The sequence below is a fragment of the Streptomyces sp. NPDC008092 genome (assembly GCF_042957285.1).
GTDB lineage: Bacteria > Actinomycetota > Actinomycetes > Streptomycetales > Streptomycetaceae > Streptomyces.
Genome location: NZ_JBIBHY010000005.1, coordinates 293,309 through 309,507 on the forward strand (window position 1 = coordinate 293,309; position 16,199 = coordinate 309,507).

The following is a 16,199-nucleotide window of genomic DNA, read 5'->3' on the forward strand; positions in this document are numbered from 1 at the left end:
GTTCCGTGCCGTGGTGGAGATGCGGTGGGAAAGGGTGGATCCGGCCAGCGACCACGCGTCCCGGACGGGCATGGGAGCGCGACCGGACAGCGGGCCGCGGCCGGCCGCCCGTGGTGTTGCAGCGGGCCGCGGTCAGCCGCCCGTGGTGTGCAGGGCCTCGGCGATACGGCCGGCGGCAGACCGGGCGTCCGGATCGCGCGGCCAGCGGTTGAGCCGGCGGGCCAGCCGCTGGAGATCGGCGCGGATGGTGGCCGAGTCGACCACCGACACCGAGGAGGTCACCGCCTCCACCACCGCGCAGGCGGGTTTCAGCTCTCCCGCCTCGGCGAGGGCCAGGGCGAGCCGGGCCGCGTACCGGGCCCTCGCCCTGCGAGCCCGTATCGGGACGGCGTCGAGGCCGCCCGCGAGACGGCCCACGGCCTCGGTCGTACGCCCGAGGTCGTGCAGACACCATCCGGCGACGAAGTCGGCGAGTCCGGCGAGGTGCATGCTGCCGATCACCGGCTCGGTACCGGCGGCGGACGGGTCCGACTCGTGGTCACGGGCCGCCCGTGCCATGAGTTCGGCGGCCCGGTCCAGGGCCCGGAAGCACGCGGCGTCCTCGCCCAGCAGAGCGTGCCCCTGGGCCCTGCGCTGGGCGGCCAGGCCCCGGATGCGGGTGCTGCGCGACCGTTCCTCAGCGGTGCGCGCGTACTCCACGGTGGCCCGCCCGTCCATCCGGTACAGCGCGACGTCGGCCCGCCGGACCAGGGTGTAGGCGGCGAACTCGGTGTCGCCGCCCGCGTCGGCGAGCGCCACGGCGCGGTCGGTCCACCACAGCGAGGCCCGCTCGTCACCGGCCTCCTGGGTCATCCATCCCGTGTACTCGGCGTACCGGGCGGCCAGCCGCAGCGCCGCCGCCCGGTCGGCTTCGCACGAGGCGCCGCAGGCGAGGCCGCGCAGCGCGTTCATCGCGGTGACGAGGATCTGGGTGACGACCGCCGGGCCGAAGGACTGACCGAGGTTCCGGCACTCGGCGAACAGCGACGAGAAGTACGCGAGCGCCTCCCTGCACTCGCCGTCGAACGCCGAGGACGAGGCGAGCCGCCAGGACATCACCGCGGGGGTGCTGGACGGGTCGGCGAAGGCCTTCTCGTCGTAGGCCACGAAGTCGTTCCCCCGGTCGACCGACATGCGCAGCACCCAGGGCATGGACCATTCGGTCGGCGCTTCGGACGTGGCGGGGCCGGACGTGCTCCTGGCCGGGAGCAGGGCGTTCAGCCGGCCGTCGGCCCCCAGCGCCCGGTCGCAGGCCCGCGCGAAATCCGGACTGGCATTCTTCTGCCCGCGCTCGACTTTACTCAAATGCGCTTTCGAATAATTGATCGCCCGAGCGAGGTCGTCGAGCGATCGACCGGATGCGACCCGGCGCTTGCGTAACTCCGCGCCAAAGGAAATTGCCTGCATCATGCCCCCCTTCGGGAACGGAAGATCTCCCCGGACTCCCGCACCCCCGCAGTAATACTCTCGTCTTATCCAATACCCGATGGCTGAAACACATGGGGCCCGGCGGAATCATGACGCTCAGGTCCGGCCGCCCACGGCAGTGCGAGTCCGTCCTGATGGCGACGCGGAAGGAGGTGCAGATGCAGATGGAATACCGACTGGGTGGCCAGTTCTCCGCGCGACGTAATGATGTTGCACGCGCCGAATTCGGCCGCCAGTTCGGCAGCGCGGCGCATTGTGGCCGCGGACACGGCCGGATCGACTCCGACGTCGGCGACATGGGTCTTGGGAATGACCAGCGTGTGGCCCGCCGTGACCGCGGACAGCGGCACGATGGCCAGGGAGTCCGGCCAGCGCCGGACGACCCGGGCCGGGGCACGTCCGGCCACGATGGCGCAGAACGGGCAGTTCTCGGGCGAGGCCCGGCCGGTGTCCACGAGTCTCTCGCCGGGGACCTCTGTTGCGTCTATCGTCACGTTCCGCTTCCTCGGGCTTGCATGCGATGGCGGGGCACCGGCTCGGACTCCGCGCGGCAGGCCCGTCCGTCCGGCCGGCGGAGCGGCCGCACGGCGGGCGCCGAACGACCGGCCTCCGGCCGTGCCGCAAGGCATACCCCGGGCACGCACGACTGGACACGTCACCCGTCTCCGCACCGCCGGGGCCCCGGAACAGGGTCTGCGGCACCGGCGGCCGGGCGCTCACCCGACAGGTCCAACGGCCGGGCGCCGACGATCCGTTCCCGGTACCGGTGCGCCCCCGCGCCCGAGGGGCCAACGCGCGGGAGCCGGTGGCCGGATCCTGCGCCGGCCCCGCGGCGGGCGGGGAACCGGGGTATCACCGGGATGCCAGTGGTGGCCCGAAGGAGCGGGTAGCGGCCCGGAAGCGGATCGGAAGCAGATCGGTTCTGGCCACGGAAGCGGTGGCGCTGGTCACCTCGTAGGCGTCAACCGCCTTGCCCTGCCCCGCTGTTCACCGTCTGCTCGGGACGGCCGGGGCGGGGCGCGGTGCACTGCCGTCACCGCTGGAGAACCCCATGACCGATGCAGAGCCGGCGCCGCCCGCCCGGCGTCCCGACCCGCCGTCCACCCATCGCGCGCCGCCCACCTACCAGGCCCCGGGGCTGATACCGCCGGGCGGCCCCGCCCGCACCTGGGGGCTCGTGGTCATCGCCACGCCCCTGCTGCTCGCCCTGCTCCTGGCCCTGATCGGCGGCCTGGCCGGAGGGTCGTCCGGGTCGTCGTCCGGAACATCCGGCTCCGGCTCCGGCTCGGGCTTCTTCGGCTCGGGCACCACCGGTTCCGGCACCTCCGGCTCGGACACCGCCGGCTCGGGCGGCGGCAGTACGGCCGGTACGGACGACCAGCCGGCCTATACCGACCCGGCCACGGCGTCCGCCTGGCCGTACGGCGACACCGACACCCCCGCGGCGACCGCGACCGACGGCTACTACGGCTACCCGACGGACACCGCCACCGCCACCCCGAGCGCGACCGCGACCGGCGGACCCGGCGCCGTCGTCACCGCCTACTTCGCGGCGATCAGCGCCCGCGACTACCGGACCGCCTGGTCCCTCGGCGGCAAGAACCTCGACTCCAGCTACGACAGCTTCGTCTCGGGCTACGCCACCACCCAGCAGGACACCGTCGCCGTCGTGGACGTGGCCGGCGACCGGGTGCACGTGACCATCGAGGCGCTGCAGACGGACGGCACGACGAAGTCGTACGACGCCACCTACACCGTCCAGAACGGCGTGATCACCAGCGGCACGGCCACCCAGACCGGCTGACACCCACCGGGGCGTGCCCGCAGGGGTGCGCCCGCACGAGCGGAGCGCTGAACCACCATGGCCACACAGGTACTCGACCCCAGTCCTCCCGGCCCGGCACCGCAGGAGCCGCCGGAACACCGCGCGTACGCGCGCACCAGAGCCACCCGGCTGCTGTCCGCCGGCGCCTACCTCCATCCCGGCTACCGGCGCGCCGTCATCCGGGAACTGCTGCACCGGCGGTGGCGGGTCGTCGCGCCCTCCTACGGCTACGACGCCGTGTCGGTCCTCGCCCACGCCCTCGCCGCGCGCCGGCTGCGCCGCATCCAGTGGGCGGTCGCGGCCGGCGTGGACGTCCTGATCCTGGTGCTGCTGAGCAACGGGGTGCTCAACGGGTTCCTCGGCGTCGTCCTGCTGTGCTGGGTGCCGTGGGCGGTGGCCTATCTGCGCCGGATAGCCACCCTGCAGGTGCTGATGACCCGGGTGCGGGAGAGCGGCCCGGACGGCGGCTTCGACGGCGCCTCCCCGGCGCACCCCAGGCTGACCGACGCGCTCGTCCGCAAGATCGACCACGAGCAGGCCGGCCGCAGCGGGCTGGTCTTCTACGGCGGCTACCGGCCCTTCGTCGGCGCGGGCCTGCCGCTGCGCGACTGGTCCAACGCGCAGTTGCTGCTCGGCGCCCCGAAGACCCGGATCATGGCGCGCAAGAGCGCGGACGGCACCCCGCCCGACCTCGACACCGTCGAGCGCAGGCAGGTCGTCCCGTTCACCGTGGCGGAGATCACCAGCGAGGTCGCCGCCCGGCTGCGGGCCGACCTGCGCGACGAGACCGGCCCCGACGAGCGGATCGAGGGGCTGACCGTCGAGCAGCGCCGCTTCACCACCGCGATCCGCACCAACGACCGCACCACCGGCGCCGGCTGGTCCGACCTGCCCGGCGCGGACGACCTGTCCGGCATCCACTGGCGGGAGGACTACGACGCGGCCCGCGAGTACCTGTGCGTGCGCGTCGGGTCGTGGGACGAGGAGCTGGTGACCTCGATCTTCGTCGGGTTCGACATCAAGGGCGACACGCTGCACACCGAGTTCTACACCTATGTGCTCGGGCCGCTCGTGGCGGACTTCCACCTCGTGGACCAGCTGCCGAGCTCCGTCGACGGGCGGTTGGCGGTGCGGGTGGCGTGGGACATGTTCACGGCCATGGTGCGCTGGTGGATGTCGCTGTGGCTGTGGCCGCTGCTGCTGGTCCCGGAGCGGTTCCTGCCGGGGTGGGCGGCCCGGTGGACGGAGCCCTGGCGGGTCAGCAGGGCGAGGCGGGCCGCGGTCGCGCTGCTGCTCTCGGACCGCGCGACGGACACCAGCGAGTTCCGGATCGGCCGCTACGTCAACCGCTGGCGCAACTGCGGTGCGCTGGCGAGCGTCCGGGAGCTGGCCACCAGCGAGACGTACCACCACTTCTTCCAGCAGTCGGACGCGGTGAAGTACATGCAGATCGTCGAGCGCCGGCTGCTGGAGAACATCGGTGCGTTCCTCCACGAGCACGATGTGGACCTGGAGGAGCACAACCGCGCGCAGACCAACATCCTGCTGGGCGACAACAGCCAGAACTTCTTCGGCGGCCAGCAGAGCAACTTCGGCTACAACTACCAGCCCTCAAGCGGCGGTTCATCAGGAAAGGCTGGGTCGTGACATGAGCCAGGGAAACACCGGCGGCGCCAACAGCCAGAACTTCTTCGGCGGCGAGCAGCGCGACTTCGGCTACAACGTCCACAACACCCCGCAGCCGGACGCGCGGTCGGCCGAGCAGGAGGCCGAGCGGGAGGCGGCGCGGGCGGCACAGGCCCGCGCGGACTACGGCCGCAGCCGCAGCGTGTTCGTCGTGCACGGCCGGGACGAGGAGGTCCGCACGGCCATGTTCGGGCTGCTGCGCCGGCTCGACCTGCGCCCGCTGGAGTGGGAGCGGCTGGTGCGCAGCACCGGAGGGACCGCGCCGTTCCTCGGCGAGGTCATCGAGAAGGCGCTGTCGCAGGCGCAGGCGGCGCTCGTGCTGCTCACGCCGGACGACGTCGCCAAGCTCCATCCGCACCTGCTGGGCGACAACGAGCCCGCCCACGAGACCCGGTTGACCGGCCAGCCGCGCCAGAACGTGCTGATCGAGCTCGGCATGGCGCTGATGGCCTACCCGGAGCGGACGATCATCGTGGAGGTCGGCCAGGTGCGGCCCGCCGCGGATCTCGGGGGCCGCAACGTGATCCGCTTCGACGGCTCCGAGACCGCCGTCTCGAAGATCGTCGAGCGCCTCAAGGGTGCCGAGTGCGACCTCGACGACACCCGTCCGGACTGGCGTGACACGTCGTACTTCGAGAATCTGGCGGCCTATCGCCGACTGGCCTGACCAGCCGTACGTGAAGGAGGGGGGTGCGGGCCGCGGGCCCGCACCCCCTCCTTCACCCTCCTTCACGCGCTACCGCTGCGGGCCCGACGCCAGGGCGGCCAGGAACGCGGCCAGCTCGCGCATGTCGATGCCCTCCAGCTCCCCGGGCCGTACGACGACGCGCAGTTCACGGCAGATCGGGGCCTCCCGGGAGCGGGCCACGAAGGACATCAGGACCAGCCGGAGCAGGCTGTCCCGGTCCAGATGGCCGAGGCGCGCCAGCCCGGAGCCGACCAGCGGCATCGCCACCCGCTCCAGCTGGGCGTGGGCGCGCAGCGCGTCCCACAGCCCGGCCAGGCCCCGCCACAGGTCCTCCACGCCGGAGGAGGCCACGTAGTCGTTGCCGATCCGGCTGTAGGCCACGCCGAACACCAGCCGCGGCCGGGTGCCCAGCACCGCCACCGTGCCGACCGGGTAGCGGTCGAGCTTGCCGAGCGGCTTGTCCGCCCGCGCCTCCCGGGCGACGGGTTCGGCCGGGGCGAGGGCCGCGTCCAGTTCCGCGTCCAGGCGGTGCACGTCGCCGTCGTAGCGGCGGTCGAGGAGCTGGGCCTGCACGCTGTCGCCGTTGATGAGCCGGCCGCCGGCCGACAGGGTGTCGAAGGTGTCGCAGAAGCCGACGACGAGGTGGGCCGGCTGGTCGAACAGGTCGCCCGTCTCGACGACCACCGTCATCTCGGGCCGCCGGAAGTCCTGCCGCACCCGGACCGCCGGTCGGGCCCGCAGCAGTCCCCAGCCCAGGCAGGCGCCCACCGACAGCCCGACGACCGCGCCGGACGCGCCGGACGGCACGAACGGGCCCACGACCTGGGACACGGCGGACAGCCCGCCGAACGCCACCATCGTGTCGCGCACGAAGGCCTGCCGGGCACGCCGCGTACCGCGCCGGAGGGCGTTCCGGGGCCGTATCGGGGCCATCGGGCTCATCGGGTCCAGTCCGGCGGAATCACCCGAACTCATGGATTCCCCAAGGCATCATGATAATCTTTCAGTCACTATGGCTGACGCAGAGTGACGTTGAACCGCCGGGGGGCGACGCGGATGGCCGGTGCGAGAGCACGTATCCGGGTGAAGGTACTGGGCCCGGTCCAGCTGGAGGTCGACGGGGTTCCGGTCCGGCTGACGCCGCTGACCGTACGGCTGCTGGTCCGCCTGGTGGCGGCCGGGGGCGAGGCGGTACCGGTACGGCAGCTGCGGCGCGACGTGTGGGGCCTCGCGGACGAGCCGCGCCACCTGGACCAGCGCAACCGCAACGAGGTGCAGAAACGGGTCCTGGAGCTGCGGCGGGCGCTGGCCCCCGGCGCCCCCGGCCAGGACACCGCGGGGACAGAGGTCCTGCGCACCGAGCAGCAGGTCACCGTGCAGGGCCCGGAGACCGCCTACCGTCTGGTGCTGCGGCCCGAGGAGCTGGACAGCGCGAGGTTCACCGCGATCGTCGGCGAGGCCCTGCTCGCGCCCCCGGCCACCGCCGCGCACCGGCTCTCCGAGGCGCTCTCCCTGGTCCGCGGCCGGCCGCTGGCCGAGGTGAACGGCGAGGGGTTCGCGGTGCCCTTCGTCCGCCGCCTGACCGCCCTCCAGGACGCGGCCCGTCGCGAACTGGTCCGCGTGCAGACCGACCTGGGCCGGCCCGAACTCGCCCTGCCGGTCGCCGAACTGATCACCCACGAGCACCCCGACGACGCCGAGGCCGCGCGGGTCCTGGACGCCCTGCGCGCCGAGCTGCGCGCCCGGCACGGGGCCGAACTGCTGCGGCACCGGGTGCCGTTGGACGGCCAGCGGGCCGATGTGGTGCTGGTGCGCGGCGACTTGTTCGACCAGGCGGACTGCAACCTGGTGATCGGGTTCTCCGACACCTTCGACACGGAGACCGCCGAGGACCTCGTGATCAGCCGGGAGAGCCTGCAGAGCCAGCTCGTCGACCGGCTGTTCGCCGGGAAGCGGCGCCTGCTGGACGACCGGCTGCGGGCGGGGCTGCGGGCGGTGAAGTCGGTGGGCACCGAGACCGTACGGACGAAGCCGCTGGGCCGCCGGGTCCGTTATCCGGTGGGCACGACCGTGGTGGTCCCGGTCGAGGGCCGCCGGGTGTTCGCCACGGCCTACTCGCGGCTCGGCAACGACCTGGTGGCCAGGTCCAACCACGCCGACCTGCGGCTGAGCCTGGAGAGTCTGTGGGCCTCGGTGGCGGTCAACGGCCTGTTCAAGCCGGTCGCCGTCCCGCTGATCGGCTCCGGCCTGGCCCGGGTCACCGACCTGGACCGGGGCCAGCTGGCCGCCCTGATCGTGGACTCGTTCATCGAGGCCTGCCGCCGCTACCCCGCCCTGACCCCCGAACTCCGCATCGTCATCCTGCCCCAGGAGCTGGCCCGGACCGACCTGGCCCCGGTGGAGCAGCGCTTCGAGGACCTGGTGCTCGGCCTGCGCGCGGCCGACTGACGACGACGGTGAGACCGGGCGCCGGCCCGGACGTGTCCCCCGGGCCGGCGGGCTGCTCCGCATCTGTCGGTTCCCCCTTCGCGGCATCACCCGCCGTCCGCGCCACGCGCCGCGTCGCCCGGCCTCACCTCCGTCCACCAGACCACCCCGGCCGCTTCCGCGGGCACCCTCCAACCGCTTCCGATCCGGTTCCGGAACACCGCGGACGGGCGCCGGCCGCCCCCGGGAACCGACGGCGCGTCCACGGTGTCGTATGCGCCGTGAGCCCCTTGCGGCCACGTGCGATGCACGCGCCGGAGATCCGCGTCGGCAGGGTGGCCGGGCGGGCGGACAGGACGGGCCCGCCCGACCGTTGGGTCCCGCACGGATCGGGTCTATCGTCGGAATCATGGGGCCAGGAGGAGGAGGACGGCCGGTGATGCCGCAGGACGAGGCCGTGATCGGCTGCACGGGGAAGGTGCTCATCAAAACCCGCGGTGCCACCGGGCCCGGCGAGGTCCTGGTACAGGTCAGGGGCGGCTCGGAGACCTTCCTCGCCTGGTCGGAGGAGCCCCTGCCCGTCGGTGCGACGGTGCTCGTGATCGAATCACGGGGATGCCGCGAGGTCGGCGTCATCGAGTGGGTGGATCCATTGGACGCGCTCGGCGACAGCGCCGAGGCCGGCTGAGGAGAGACAGGAATGTTCGGATACCGCGTACCCGCTCCCGACGAGGCGATGCTGATCTCGGGGGGCAGGCGGGGACTGGGGGGCGCGCCGTTCCGAGTGGTCACGGGGCACGGCAAGTTCGTGCTGCCGGTCGTACGGAAGGTCCGTTTCCTCACTCTGTCCATGTGCGAGTCCGAGGTCACCGAGACCTGCGTGACCAGACAGGGCATCGCGTTGCACGTCCGCGCGGTCATCGCCTTCAAGGTCGGCAACGACCACGAGAGCATCATCAACGCGGGCCAGCGTTTCCTTTCCGACCAGGAGCAGATGTCCGTGCTCACCGGCCGGATCTTCGCGGGTCACCTGCGGGCCATCATCGGCTCGATGACGGTCGAGGAGATCGTCACGGAGCGGCAGAAGCTCGCCGCCGAGGTCCTGGACACTTCCAAGACGGAGATGGCGAAGATCGGCCTGATCGTCGACTCGCTGCAGATCCAGTCCATCGACGACGGCGACACCGGCTACATCGACGCGATGTCCGCCCCGCACAAGGCGGCCATCCAGCGGCAGGCGCAGATCGCGCAGGCGCAGGCCACCCAGGCCTCGGTCGAGGCGGAGCAGGTGGCGGCCCGCAACCAGGCCGAGTACGCCCGGCAGACCGCGATCGTCAAGGCCGAGTACTCGGCCGAGGTGGACCGCGCCCAGGCGCAGGCCGCGCAGGCCGGACCGCTGGCCCAGGCGCACGCCCAGCAGGAGGTGCTCGCCGCCCAGACGGAGCTGGCCCAGCGCCAGGCCAAGCTGCGCCAGGAGCAGCTGGTGGCCGAGGTCGTGCGGCCCGCGGAGGCCGAGGCCGAGCGGGTCAGGATCCTGGCGGCCGCCGAGGCGCAGCGGATGAAGATCCAGGCGGAGGCGGCCGCGTCGTACGACCGGGTCGCGCTGGACCGGATGCTGATCGACCAGCTCCCGCAGATCGTCAAGGAGGCCGCCGGCGGCCTCGCCGGTGCCAACGTCAACGTCCTCAACGGCGCGGACGGGCTCGGCGAGCTGGCGGCCGGCCTGGTGTCCCAGGGCCTGACGATCCTCGACTCGGTCCGGCAGAACCTGAGCGGCCAGGACTCCGACGGCCAGCGCCCCGACGGACAGCGGTCCGCCGGCCCCCGCTCCGGGGAGGACGGCGGCGGCAGCAGCCTGCTCCAGCTGCCCACCGGCAAGGGGCGGAAGTCCGACGACGGTCCGGTGGACGTGGACTGAGCGCTCCGCCGGAGGCACCGCGGCAGGTCACGCAGTTGCTTCCCCGGCCTTCGGCCGGGGGAGCCCCCAGCGCCCCCACGGGGGCGCTTTCTGCTTCGATGGACTCAAAAATCGAACACATGCTTGAATCTGGGCATGCGATCGTTTCCCGTGGACCTGGCCCGGGCGCAGCAGGAATGGAGCGCCACCTACCGGCTGCTCGCCGTGCGGCCCGGGCGTACCGAGTTGCGGCGGCGGCTGTACCGGCTGTCGGCGGAGGTGTTCTTCCATCCCTACTGGGGGCAACGGCGGCCCAGCCCCGCCGCCTGGCGGGAACTGCGGGACCTGGGGGGTCCGGGAAACCCGGGGCGGCCGGACCGGGCCGGGAGCTGAGGGGGCTCGGATGGCGGGCTGGAGTGCGGGACCGTACGTCCCGGATGATCCTGAAGGCATGTCCGGACCGATACGGGTGATCGTGCATCCGCCGTCGCCGACGGGGGGTCGGCGGGTGCGCGTGGACGGCGAGATCCTCGGGCTGGCGCACAACGTGACCGACGTGGCCGAGTTCCTCCGCCGGGCCGGGCTGGAGATCGACCCGGCGGAGGTGGCGCAGGCGCCGTGGATCGACTGGCGGGGCGGCGGGCCGGAGACGTGGGGGCCGGAGGCGTGACGGTCCCCGGCGACCGCGTCCACGCGGGTGCCGGACAACGCGCGAGGCCCGTCCACTCTGTGGACGGGCCTCGGGATGGAGCGCCGGGCAGGCCTTGCACCTGCATTTCCCCGCAGGAAGCGGGGCGTCTTTCCTTGGACCACCAACGCAGTACCGGACCGACCCGACCGGGCCGACCAGCTCTAGATTGATCATAGCCCATCCGGGTGGGGCATGCGGTCCGGGCGGCGGACGGCGCGGCGGGTGCCCGGTTTTCCCGACTTTTCTTTACGCACTCCTGACGCCGGAACCCGCATCCCGGGGAGGTCCGGACGTGTCCTCTTCGTTGTCCGGATTCTTGTCCGGATCACGTCGAGAATGGAGTGTGTGCCCATGGACGGCGCCGTTGTAGGGGTCGTACTGGTGGTCGTGGCGGCCCTGCTCGTGCTGCGCAGCGGGATGCGGGTGGTCAACCAGGTCGAGCGTGGGGTCGTGTTCCGCCTGGGCAGGGCGCTGCCGGAGTTCCGGCGGCCGGGGATCACCTTCCTCGTCCCCTTCGTCGACCGGATGCGCAAGGTGAACGTGCAGGTGGTCACCATGCCGGTGCCCACGCAGGAGGGCATCACCAAGGACAACGTGTCGGTGAAGGTGGACGCCGTCGTCTACTTCCGGGTCACCGACCCGGTCCGCGCGGCCATCGAGGTGCAGGACTACATGTTCGCCGTCGGGCAGGTCGCCCAGTCCTCGCTCCGCTCCATCATCGGCAAGAGCGACCTGGACGACCTGCTGACCGACCGGGAGCGGCTGCACGAGGGGCTCGCCCTGATGATCGACAGCCCGGCCGCCGAGTGGGGCATCCACATCGACCGCGTCGAGATCAAGGACGTACAGCTGCCCGAGTCGCTGAAGCGGTCCATGTCCCGGCAGGCCGAGGCGGAGCGGGAGCGGCGGGCCCGGGTCATCACGGCCGACGGTGAGTTCCAGGCCGCGCAGCAGCTCGCCAACGCCTCCCGGATCATGTCGGAGACCCCGGAGGCGATGCAGCTGCGCCTCCTGCAGACCGTCGTCGAGGTCGCCGCCGAGAAGAACTCCACGCTCGTGATGCCGTTCCCGGTGGAGCTGCTGCGCTACTTCGAGCGGGCGACCAAGCGGCTCGACCAGGAGGTCGAGAAGAACGAGCGCGAGCTGGACGGGCCGGACGGGTCGGCCGCGCTCAAGGCCGGGATCGAGCAGATCGCCGCCGTCGCCGACAAGTTCGGACCGGCGGGAGAGCTCACGGCGCCGAGGGAACCGGCAGCGGAACCGTCCGCTCCCGTCGAGCGGCAGTAGCCGGCGACGGCGGCACGGCGGCGGGCGAGGTGCCGGGGCACCGGGCCCGCCGGCGTGGCGCCGACGCCCCGTGCGGCGACCGGGCCGGCGGCGTACCGGCCGAGGCCGGAACCCGGTCCGCCGCCTGACGGCGTTAGCATCCGCCTATGACGACTTCTGAGAACAACGGGTCCGTGCTCGACGTGGAGATCGGTGCGCTGCAGGGCGGCTCGGCCGGGCTGCCGGGTTACGGCGGCAAGGCCGTGCTCATTGTCAACGTGGCCTCCAAGTGCGGTCTGACCCCGCAGTACAACGGCCTGGAGAAGCTCCAGGAGCGGTACGCGGCGCAGGGCTTCACCGTGCTCGGGGTGCCCTGCAACCAGTTCATGGGCCAGGAGCCCGGCAGCGCCGAGGAGATCGCCGAGTTCTGCTCGGCCACCTACGGCGTGACCTTCCCGATGACCGAGAAGGTCGAGGTGAACGGCGAGGGCCGGCACCCGCTCTACGACCGTCTGGTCGGGTTCGCCGACGGCGAGGGGCACACCGGGGACATCCGCTGGAACTTCGAGAAGTTCCTGGTCGGCCGGGACGGACAGGTCGTCGCCCGGTTCGCGCCGCAGGCCGAGCCGGAGTCGGCGGAGGTCGTGGCGGCGGTGGAGGCCGCTCTCGCCTGACCCCGGGTTGACCTTGCCCCTGGGGCAGGGACGAGCCTCCTGGTCACCGGGCGGAACGGATCCGCCCGGTGACGGAGGACGCGGCCGTGGAGGGCGAGGTGGACGTCGTGGACGAGGAACTGCTCACGATCGGCGCGTTCGCCGCGCGCTCCCGGCTCTCGGCGAAGGCCCTGCGCCTGTACGACCGGCTCGGACTGCTGGCCCCGGCGCACGTCGACGAGGTGACCGGCTACCGGTACTACCGCGCCGGCCAGGCCGAGCGCGCCCGGCTGGTGGCGCTGCTGCGCCAGCTGGACATGCCGCTCGCCCGGATCGCCGGGGTGGTCGAGGCGGCGGCGGCCGACCCGGACGGGGAGACGGCCGCCGGGCTGCTCGCCGCGTACTGGGCGGACGTCGAGAGCCGGGTCGCCGGGCAGCGGACGCTTGCCGCGTACCTCCGTGGACGGCTTTCCGGAGGGAGTACCGAGATGTACGAGACGTTCGCGGTGGAGACGGTCGAGGTGCCGGCGCAGGTGGTGATCACCGAGACGCGGCACACGCTGGCGGACGAGCTGCCCGCCTGGATCGGCGCCTCGCTGGGCCGTCTGGAGGCGGCGGCCCGGGAGTGCGGTGGTGTGGCCGGGGCGCCGTTCGTCGTGTACCAGGCCGAGGTGTCGATGGAGAGCGACGGGCCCGCCGAGGCCTGTGTCCCGGTGGCCGACGAGGCGGCGGCCCGCGCCTGGGCCGAGCGGCACGGGCGGGCCTGGGAGACGGCGGTGCGGATCGAGCCGGCGCGCACGCTGGCGTACACGCGGATCAGCAAGGCGCAGGTGGCGCACCCGCAGATCCTGGCGGCCTTCGAGGCGGTGGAGCGGTGGGTCGCCGGCCGGGAGGGCCTGGCGTACGACGGCCCGTGCCGGGAGGTCTACTTCGCGGACTGGGACGCGGCCGGACCGCAGGACCCGGTGTGCGACGTGGCGTTCCCCGTGCGGTGAGAGCCGGCGGGCAGGGGCGGGCGGGCACAAGCCGAGCCCCCTCGGCAAGGACGGCGATCTGGTCGAGAGGGCTCTGGGTAACGCTTGTGCAGTTGTCGTAGTCGGGAGCGTGAGCGGTGGGTCAGCGAGTGCCCCCTACGCCTTGACCGAGGTCACGAAGGCGTTCCACGCGCCGGCCGGGAATGCGAGGACCGGGCCCTCCTCGACCTTGGAGTCGCGTACGGCGAGTCCCGCGGTCGTCGGCGACTTGACCTCGACGCACGCCCCGTTCCCTGCGGAATAGGAGGACTTCGTCCACGTCTCCGTGGCGCCCTGAAGCAGTGCCATGTCCACTCCTGTTACGAGATTGCTGTGGTGCTTGCTGTAGTGCGATTCACGCCAACCTTTCCGACTGGTTGGCGTGATCGACGCTACTAGCCAACTTCCTCGCCTGGAGTACCCGTTCACTCGACCGGGTGGCATATTCCGGAGGAGACTTCCACTGGACCGTGGCACTGTGTAGGATCCGGCGCCTTCAGTCAGGGAGCCCCGGAAACGGGCTCAGCGGGCGTACTCCTTGGCCGCGTCCGCGATGAACTGCCGGGACTGCTCGACGTTCAGCGACTGGGCGCGCAGGTGCTCGTACATCACCGCGTACTTCTGCACGTCGTGGGCCTTCTCCAGGTAGAGGTCGCTGGTGACGCCCTCCAGGTAGACGACGCTGGAGTCGGCCGCGTCCGCGAACTCCAGGATCGCGTACTGGCCGTTGAGGCCGGGATGCGCGCCGCACTCGAAGGGCAGCACCTGGACGGTGATGTGCGGCTGCTGGGACATCTCGATCAGGTACTCCAGCTGCTCGCGCATCACCAGCCTGTTGCCGACGAGCCGGCGCAGCGCGGCCTCGTCGAGCACCACCCACAGGCGGAGGGGGTTGTGCTCGGCGGTGATACGTTCCTGTCGCCGCATCCGGACCTGGACCCGCTTCTCGATGTCGGCGGCGGAGGTCTCCGGCAACGCGCCCTGCACCAGGGCCTCGGCGTACGCCCGGGTCTGCAACAGCCCGGTGACCAGCTGGGGTTCGTACACCCGCAGCGACTCGGCGTCGGTCTCCAGACCGATGTAGACGCTGTACGGGATGTCCCCGAACGCGTGCCACCATCCTTGCTGCCGCGAATCCCTGGCCATCTCCATCAGGGACTCGACGACCCGCTGGTCCTCGACCTCGTACACCCCGCACAGGTCGCGGACGTCGCGCTGACTGATGCTACGGCGCCCGTTCTCCAGCCGGCTGATCTTCGACTGGGAGACGAGCAACCGCTCCGCCACCTCCTCCGCCGTCATGCCCTTGAGCTCGCGGAGCCTGCGCAGCTCCTGGCCCAGCCGGCGTCGCCTGACGGTGGGATTGACATTGGACGCCACGGGACGTGCACCTCCGGCTGCCTGCCTGTAACTACCACTTTGCGTATCTGCTGTTGAGCAGACTGCCACCAAGGTGGTTCCTACCGCTGGGAAACAGCGGATATGCGGCGCGTACGCGTCAGTTCGGGCACGTTCCGGATTCTCCGGACGGAAGCCCGGACAGAAGCCCTGACGGAAGCCCGGACGGAAATGCCGAGCGGGGCGGCGAGGCGCGTACTGCGTACGCCTCCACCGCCCCGCTCGGACCAGCGGCTCCCGAACCGGGTCTCAGGGGTGCTGTGCTGCCGGCTGTCGCCGGCTGTCGCTGCCGTGGAACTGCGGCTCAGTGCACCACGGCACGCGCCATCGCGCCCGCACCTCGGCGCGGTTGCATCGGAACACCGCGGGCGGGTTCCGGTGCGGCGGACCTGACGCCCGGTCCGGTCTGGGCCGGGGCGCGGCGTGGCTGGGCGGCCGCGCCGTTCTGCACGTCCATGACGGCGTGGGCCACGAGCCCGCCCATCGGGTCGTGCCGGATCAAGTCCCGCAGCCTGGAACGAGAAGACCGTCCCTCGTTGCCCGGATACAGGTGCTTGCCGAGACCGACCGCGTGGGCCAGGGCGGCGAGCGCGGCGGTCCGCGGGTCCGGCGGTACGCCGGTGCGGATCGCCGAATCCAGCCGGCCACGGATCTCCCGGGTGACGGCGTTGTCCGTCGCCTGGTAGCGAGTGGTCGGCAGCACCCCGCACATCTGACCCGCTACGGCGGCGACCATGCCGCACCGTTCCAGATGCGCGAGATAGACCTGGCGAAGGCCGAGACGTGGCCCGCCGATCCAGTGAACAGCCCGTACGGGAGCGCCGCGCCTTCGCAGCAACTCCAACGCACAGTCCAAAGTCGGATCTCCAGTCGGCCGTGGCTGCACCACGGCGATACGATCCCCGTCTGGGGCTATCCGTCCGGCCAGCGCCAGCTCTACTAGCTGTGCTCCGGCCAGACCGAGGTCGAGCGACTGCGGCTGTGCAGTGGTACCCGTGGCCGGGTCCAGTGCCAGCAGCAGAAGCTCCTCCGGAATTGTTCTGCGGCTCCTGCCCATCCATGCCTCCCCGCGTGGATGAATGACAGGGTGACCCCTCTCACATTGGTCTGTCGAGGGTGCGTGACCGGTTCGTAAGGGAACCGGTAGGTATGTCGTTCTCGTCTACCGCAGGGGCTAAGCCCGCACAC

The 16,199-nt window shown here is 72.0% G+C and carries 17 protein-coding genes; 11 read left to right on the top strand and 6 right to left on the bottom strand.

What is annotated here, in order from left to right; all coding sequences use genetic code 11:
- Positions 1-132 precede the first annotated feature (132 nt).
- Positions 133-1,449 carry a helix-turn-helix domain-containing protein gene (locus ACFZB3_RS17780; protein WP_391376497.1) on the bottom strand — a complete coding sequence of 439 codons (1,317 nt, stop codon included), beginning with the start codon at positions 1,447-1,449 and terminating at the stop codon, positions 133-135.
- Positions 1,450-1,511: 62 nt separating this feature from the next.
- Positions 1,512-1,961, bottom strand: a complete 450-nt coding sequence (locus ACFZB3_RS17785; protein ID WP_391376500.1) for an HIT domain-containing protein — start codon at positions 1,959-1,961, stop codon at positions 1,512-1,514.
- A 557-nt stretch (positions 1,962-2,518) separates the two neighbouring features.
- On the opposite strand from ACFZB3_RS17785, the gene ACFZB3_RS17790 reads away from it, so the two are divergent.
- The 3 genes from ACFZB3_RS17790 to ACFZB3_RS17800 are packed head-to-tail and all read left to right on the top strand — an operon-like array spanning position 2,519 to position 5,645.
- Complete coding sequence (locus ACFZB3_RS17790; RefSeq protein ID WP_391376502.1) at positions 2,519-3,271, top strand: hypothetical protein; 753 nt, start codon at positions 2,519-2,521, stop codon at positions 3,269-3,271.
- A 57-nt stretch (positions 3,272-3,328) separates the two neighbouring features.
- Positions 3,329-4,939, top strand: coding sequence for a hypothetical protein (locus ACFZB3_RS17795; protein WP_391376505.1), 1,611 nt, complete (start codon positions 3,329-3,331; stop codon positions 4,937-4,939).
- 1 nt (position 4,940) lies between these two features.
- Positions 4,941-5,645 (top strand): TIR domain-containing protein, encoded by a 705-nt coding sequence (locus ACFZB3_RS17800; RefSeq protein WP_391376508.1) that lies wholly within the window; start codon positions 4,941-4,943, stop codon positions 5,643-5,645.
- 69 nt (positions 5,646-5,714) lie between these two features.
- Here ACFZB3_RS17800 and ACFZB3_RS17805 read toward each other — a convergent pair whose 3' ends face one another.
- Positions 5,715-6,641, bottom strand: a complete 927-nt coding sequence (locus ACFZB3_RS17805) for a macro domain-containing protein (RefSeq protein ID WP_391376511.1) — start codon at positions 6,639-6,641, stop codon at positions 5,715-5,717.
- An 81-nt stretch (positions 6,642-6,722) separates the two neighbouring features.
- Between ACFZB3_RS17805 and ACFZB3_RS17810 the strand changes: the two genes are divergently transcribed.
- The 8 genes from ACFZB3_RS17810 to ACFZB3_RS17845 all read left to right on the top strand — a co-directional run bounded on the left by ACFZB3_RS17810 (position 6,723) and on the right by ACFZB3_RS17845 (position 13,595).
- A complete protein-coding gene (locus ACFZB3_RS17810) occupies positions 6,723-8,114 on the top strand; it encodes a macro domain-containing protein (RefSeq protein ID WP_391376514.1) in 1,392 nt (463 codons plus the stop codon).
- A gap of 418 nt (positions 8,115-8,532) precedes the next feature.
- On the top strand, positions 8,533-8,781 hold the full coding sequence (locus tag ACFZB3_RS17815) for a hypothetical protein (protein WP_391376517.1): 249 nt from the start codon (positions 8,533-8,535) through the stop codon (positions 8,779-8,781).
- Positions 8,782-8,793: 12 nt separating this feature from the next.
- The gene (locus ACFZB3_RS17820; RefSeq protein ID WP_391376520.1) at positions 8,794-10,011 is read left to right on the top strand and encodes an SPFH domain-containing protein; all 1,218 of its coding nucleotides are present in this window, start codon (positions 8,794-8,796) and stop codon (positions 10,009-10,011) included.
- A gap of 135 nt (positions 10,012-10,146) precedes the next feature.
- Positions 10,147-10,383 carry a hypothetical protein gene (locus tag ACFZB3_RS17825; protein ID WP_391376523.1) on the top strand — a complete coding sequence of 79 codons (237 nt, stop codon included), beginning with the start codon at positions 10,147-10,149 and terminating at the stop codon, positions 10,381-10,383.
- Between the two features lie 58 nt (positions 10,384-10,441).
- Positions 10,442-10,660 carry a hypothetical protein gene (locus tag ACFZB3_RS17830; RefSeq protein WP_391376526.1) on the top strand — a complete coding sequence of 73 codons (219 nt, stop codon included), beginning with the start codon at positions 10,442-10,444 and terminating at the stop codon, positions 10,658-10,660.
- 372 nt (positions 10,661-11,032) lie between these two features.
- The gene (locus tag ACFZB3_RS17835) at positions 11,033-11,968 is read left to right on the top strand and encodes an SPFH domain-containing protein (protein WP_391376529.1); all 936 of its coding nucleotides are present in this window, start codon (positions 11,033-11,035) and stop codon (positions 11,966-11,968) included.
- Between the two features lie 146 nt (positions 11,969-12,114).
- Positions 12,115-12,621, top strand: coding sequence for a glutathione peroxidase (locus ACFZB3_RS17840; RefSeq protein ID WP_391376532.1), 507 nt, complete (start codon positions 12,115-12,117; stop codon positions 12,619-12,621).
- 68 nt (positions 12,622-12,689) lie between these two features.
- Positions 12,690-13,595, top strand: coding sequence for a MerR family transcriptional regulator (locus ACFZB3_RS17845; RefSeq protein ID WP_391376535.1), 906 nt, complete (start codon positions 12,690-12,692; stop codon positions 13,593-13,595).
- A 135-nt stretch (positions 13,596-13,730) separates the two neighbouring features.
- On the opposite strand, the gene ACFZB3_RS17850 is transcribed toward ACFZB3_RS17845, so the two are convergent.
- The 3 genes from ACFZB3_RS17850 to ACFZB3_RS17860 all read right to left on the bottom strand — a co-directional run bounded on the left by ACFZB3_RS17850 (position 13,731) and on the right by ACFZB3_RS17860 (position 16,068).
- A complete protein-coding gene (locus tag ACFZB3_RS17850) occupies positions 13,731-13,922 on the bottom strand; it encodes a DUF397 domain-containing protein (RefSeq protein WP_089102095.1) in 192 nt (63 codons plus the stop codon).
- Positions 13,923-14,135: 213 nt separating this feature from the next.
- The gene (locus ACFZB3_RS17855) at positions 14,136-14,993 is read right to left on the bottom strand and encodes a helix-turn-helix transcriptional regulator (protein ID WP_217554965.1); all 858 of its coding nucleotides are present in this window, start codon (positions 14,991-14,993) and stop codon (positions 14,136-14,138) included.
- Positions 14,994-15,315: 322 nt separating this feature from the next.
- Entirely contained in the window at positions 15,316-16,068 is a 753-nt protein-coding gene (locus tag ACFZB3_RS17860) for a GPP34 family phosphoprotein (RefSeq protein ID WP_391376539.1), read from the bottom strand.
- Between the last annotated feature and the right edge of the window lie 131 nt (positions 16,069-16,199).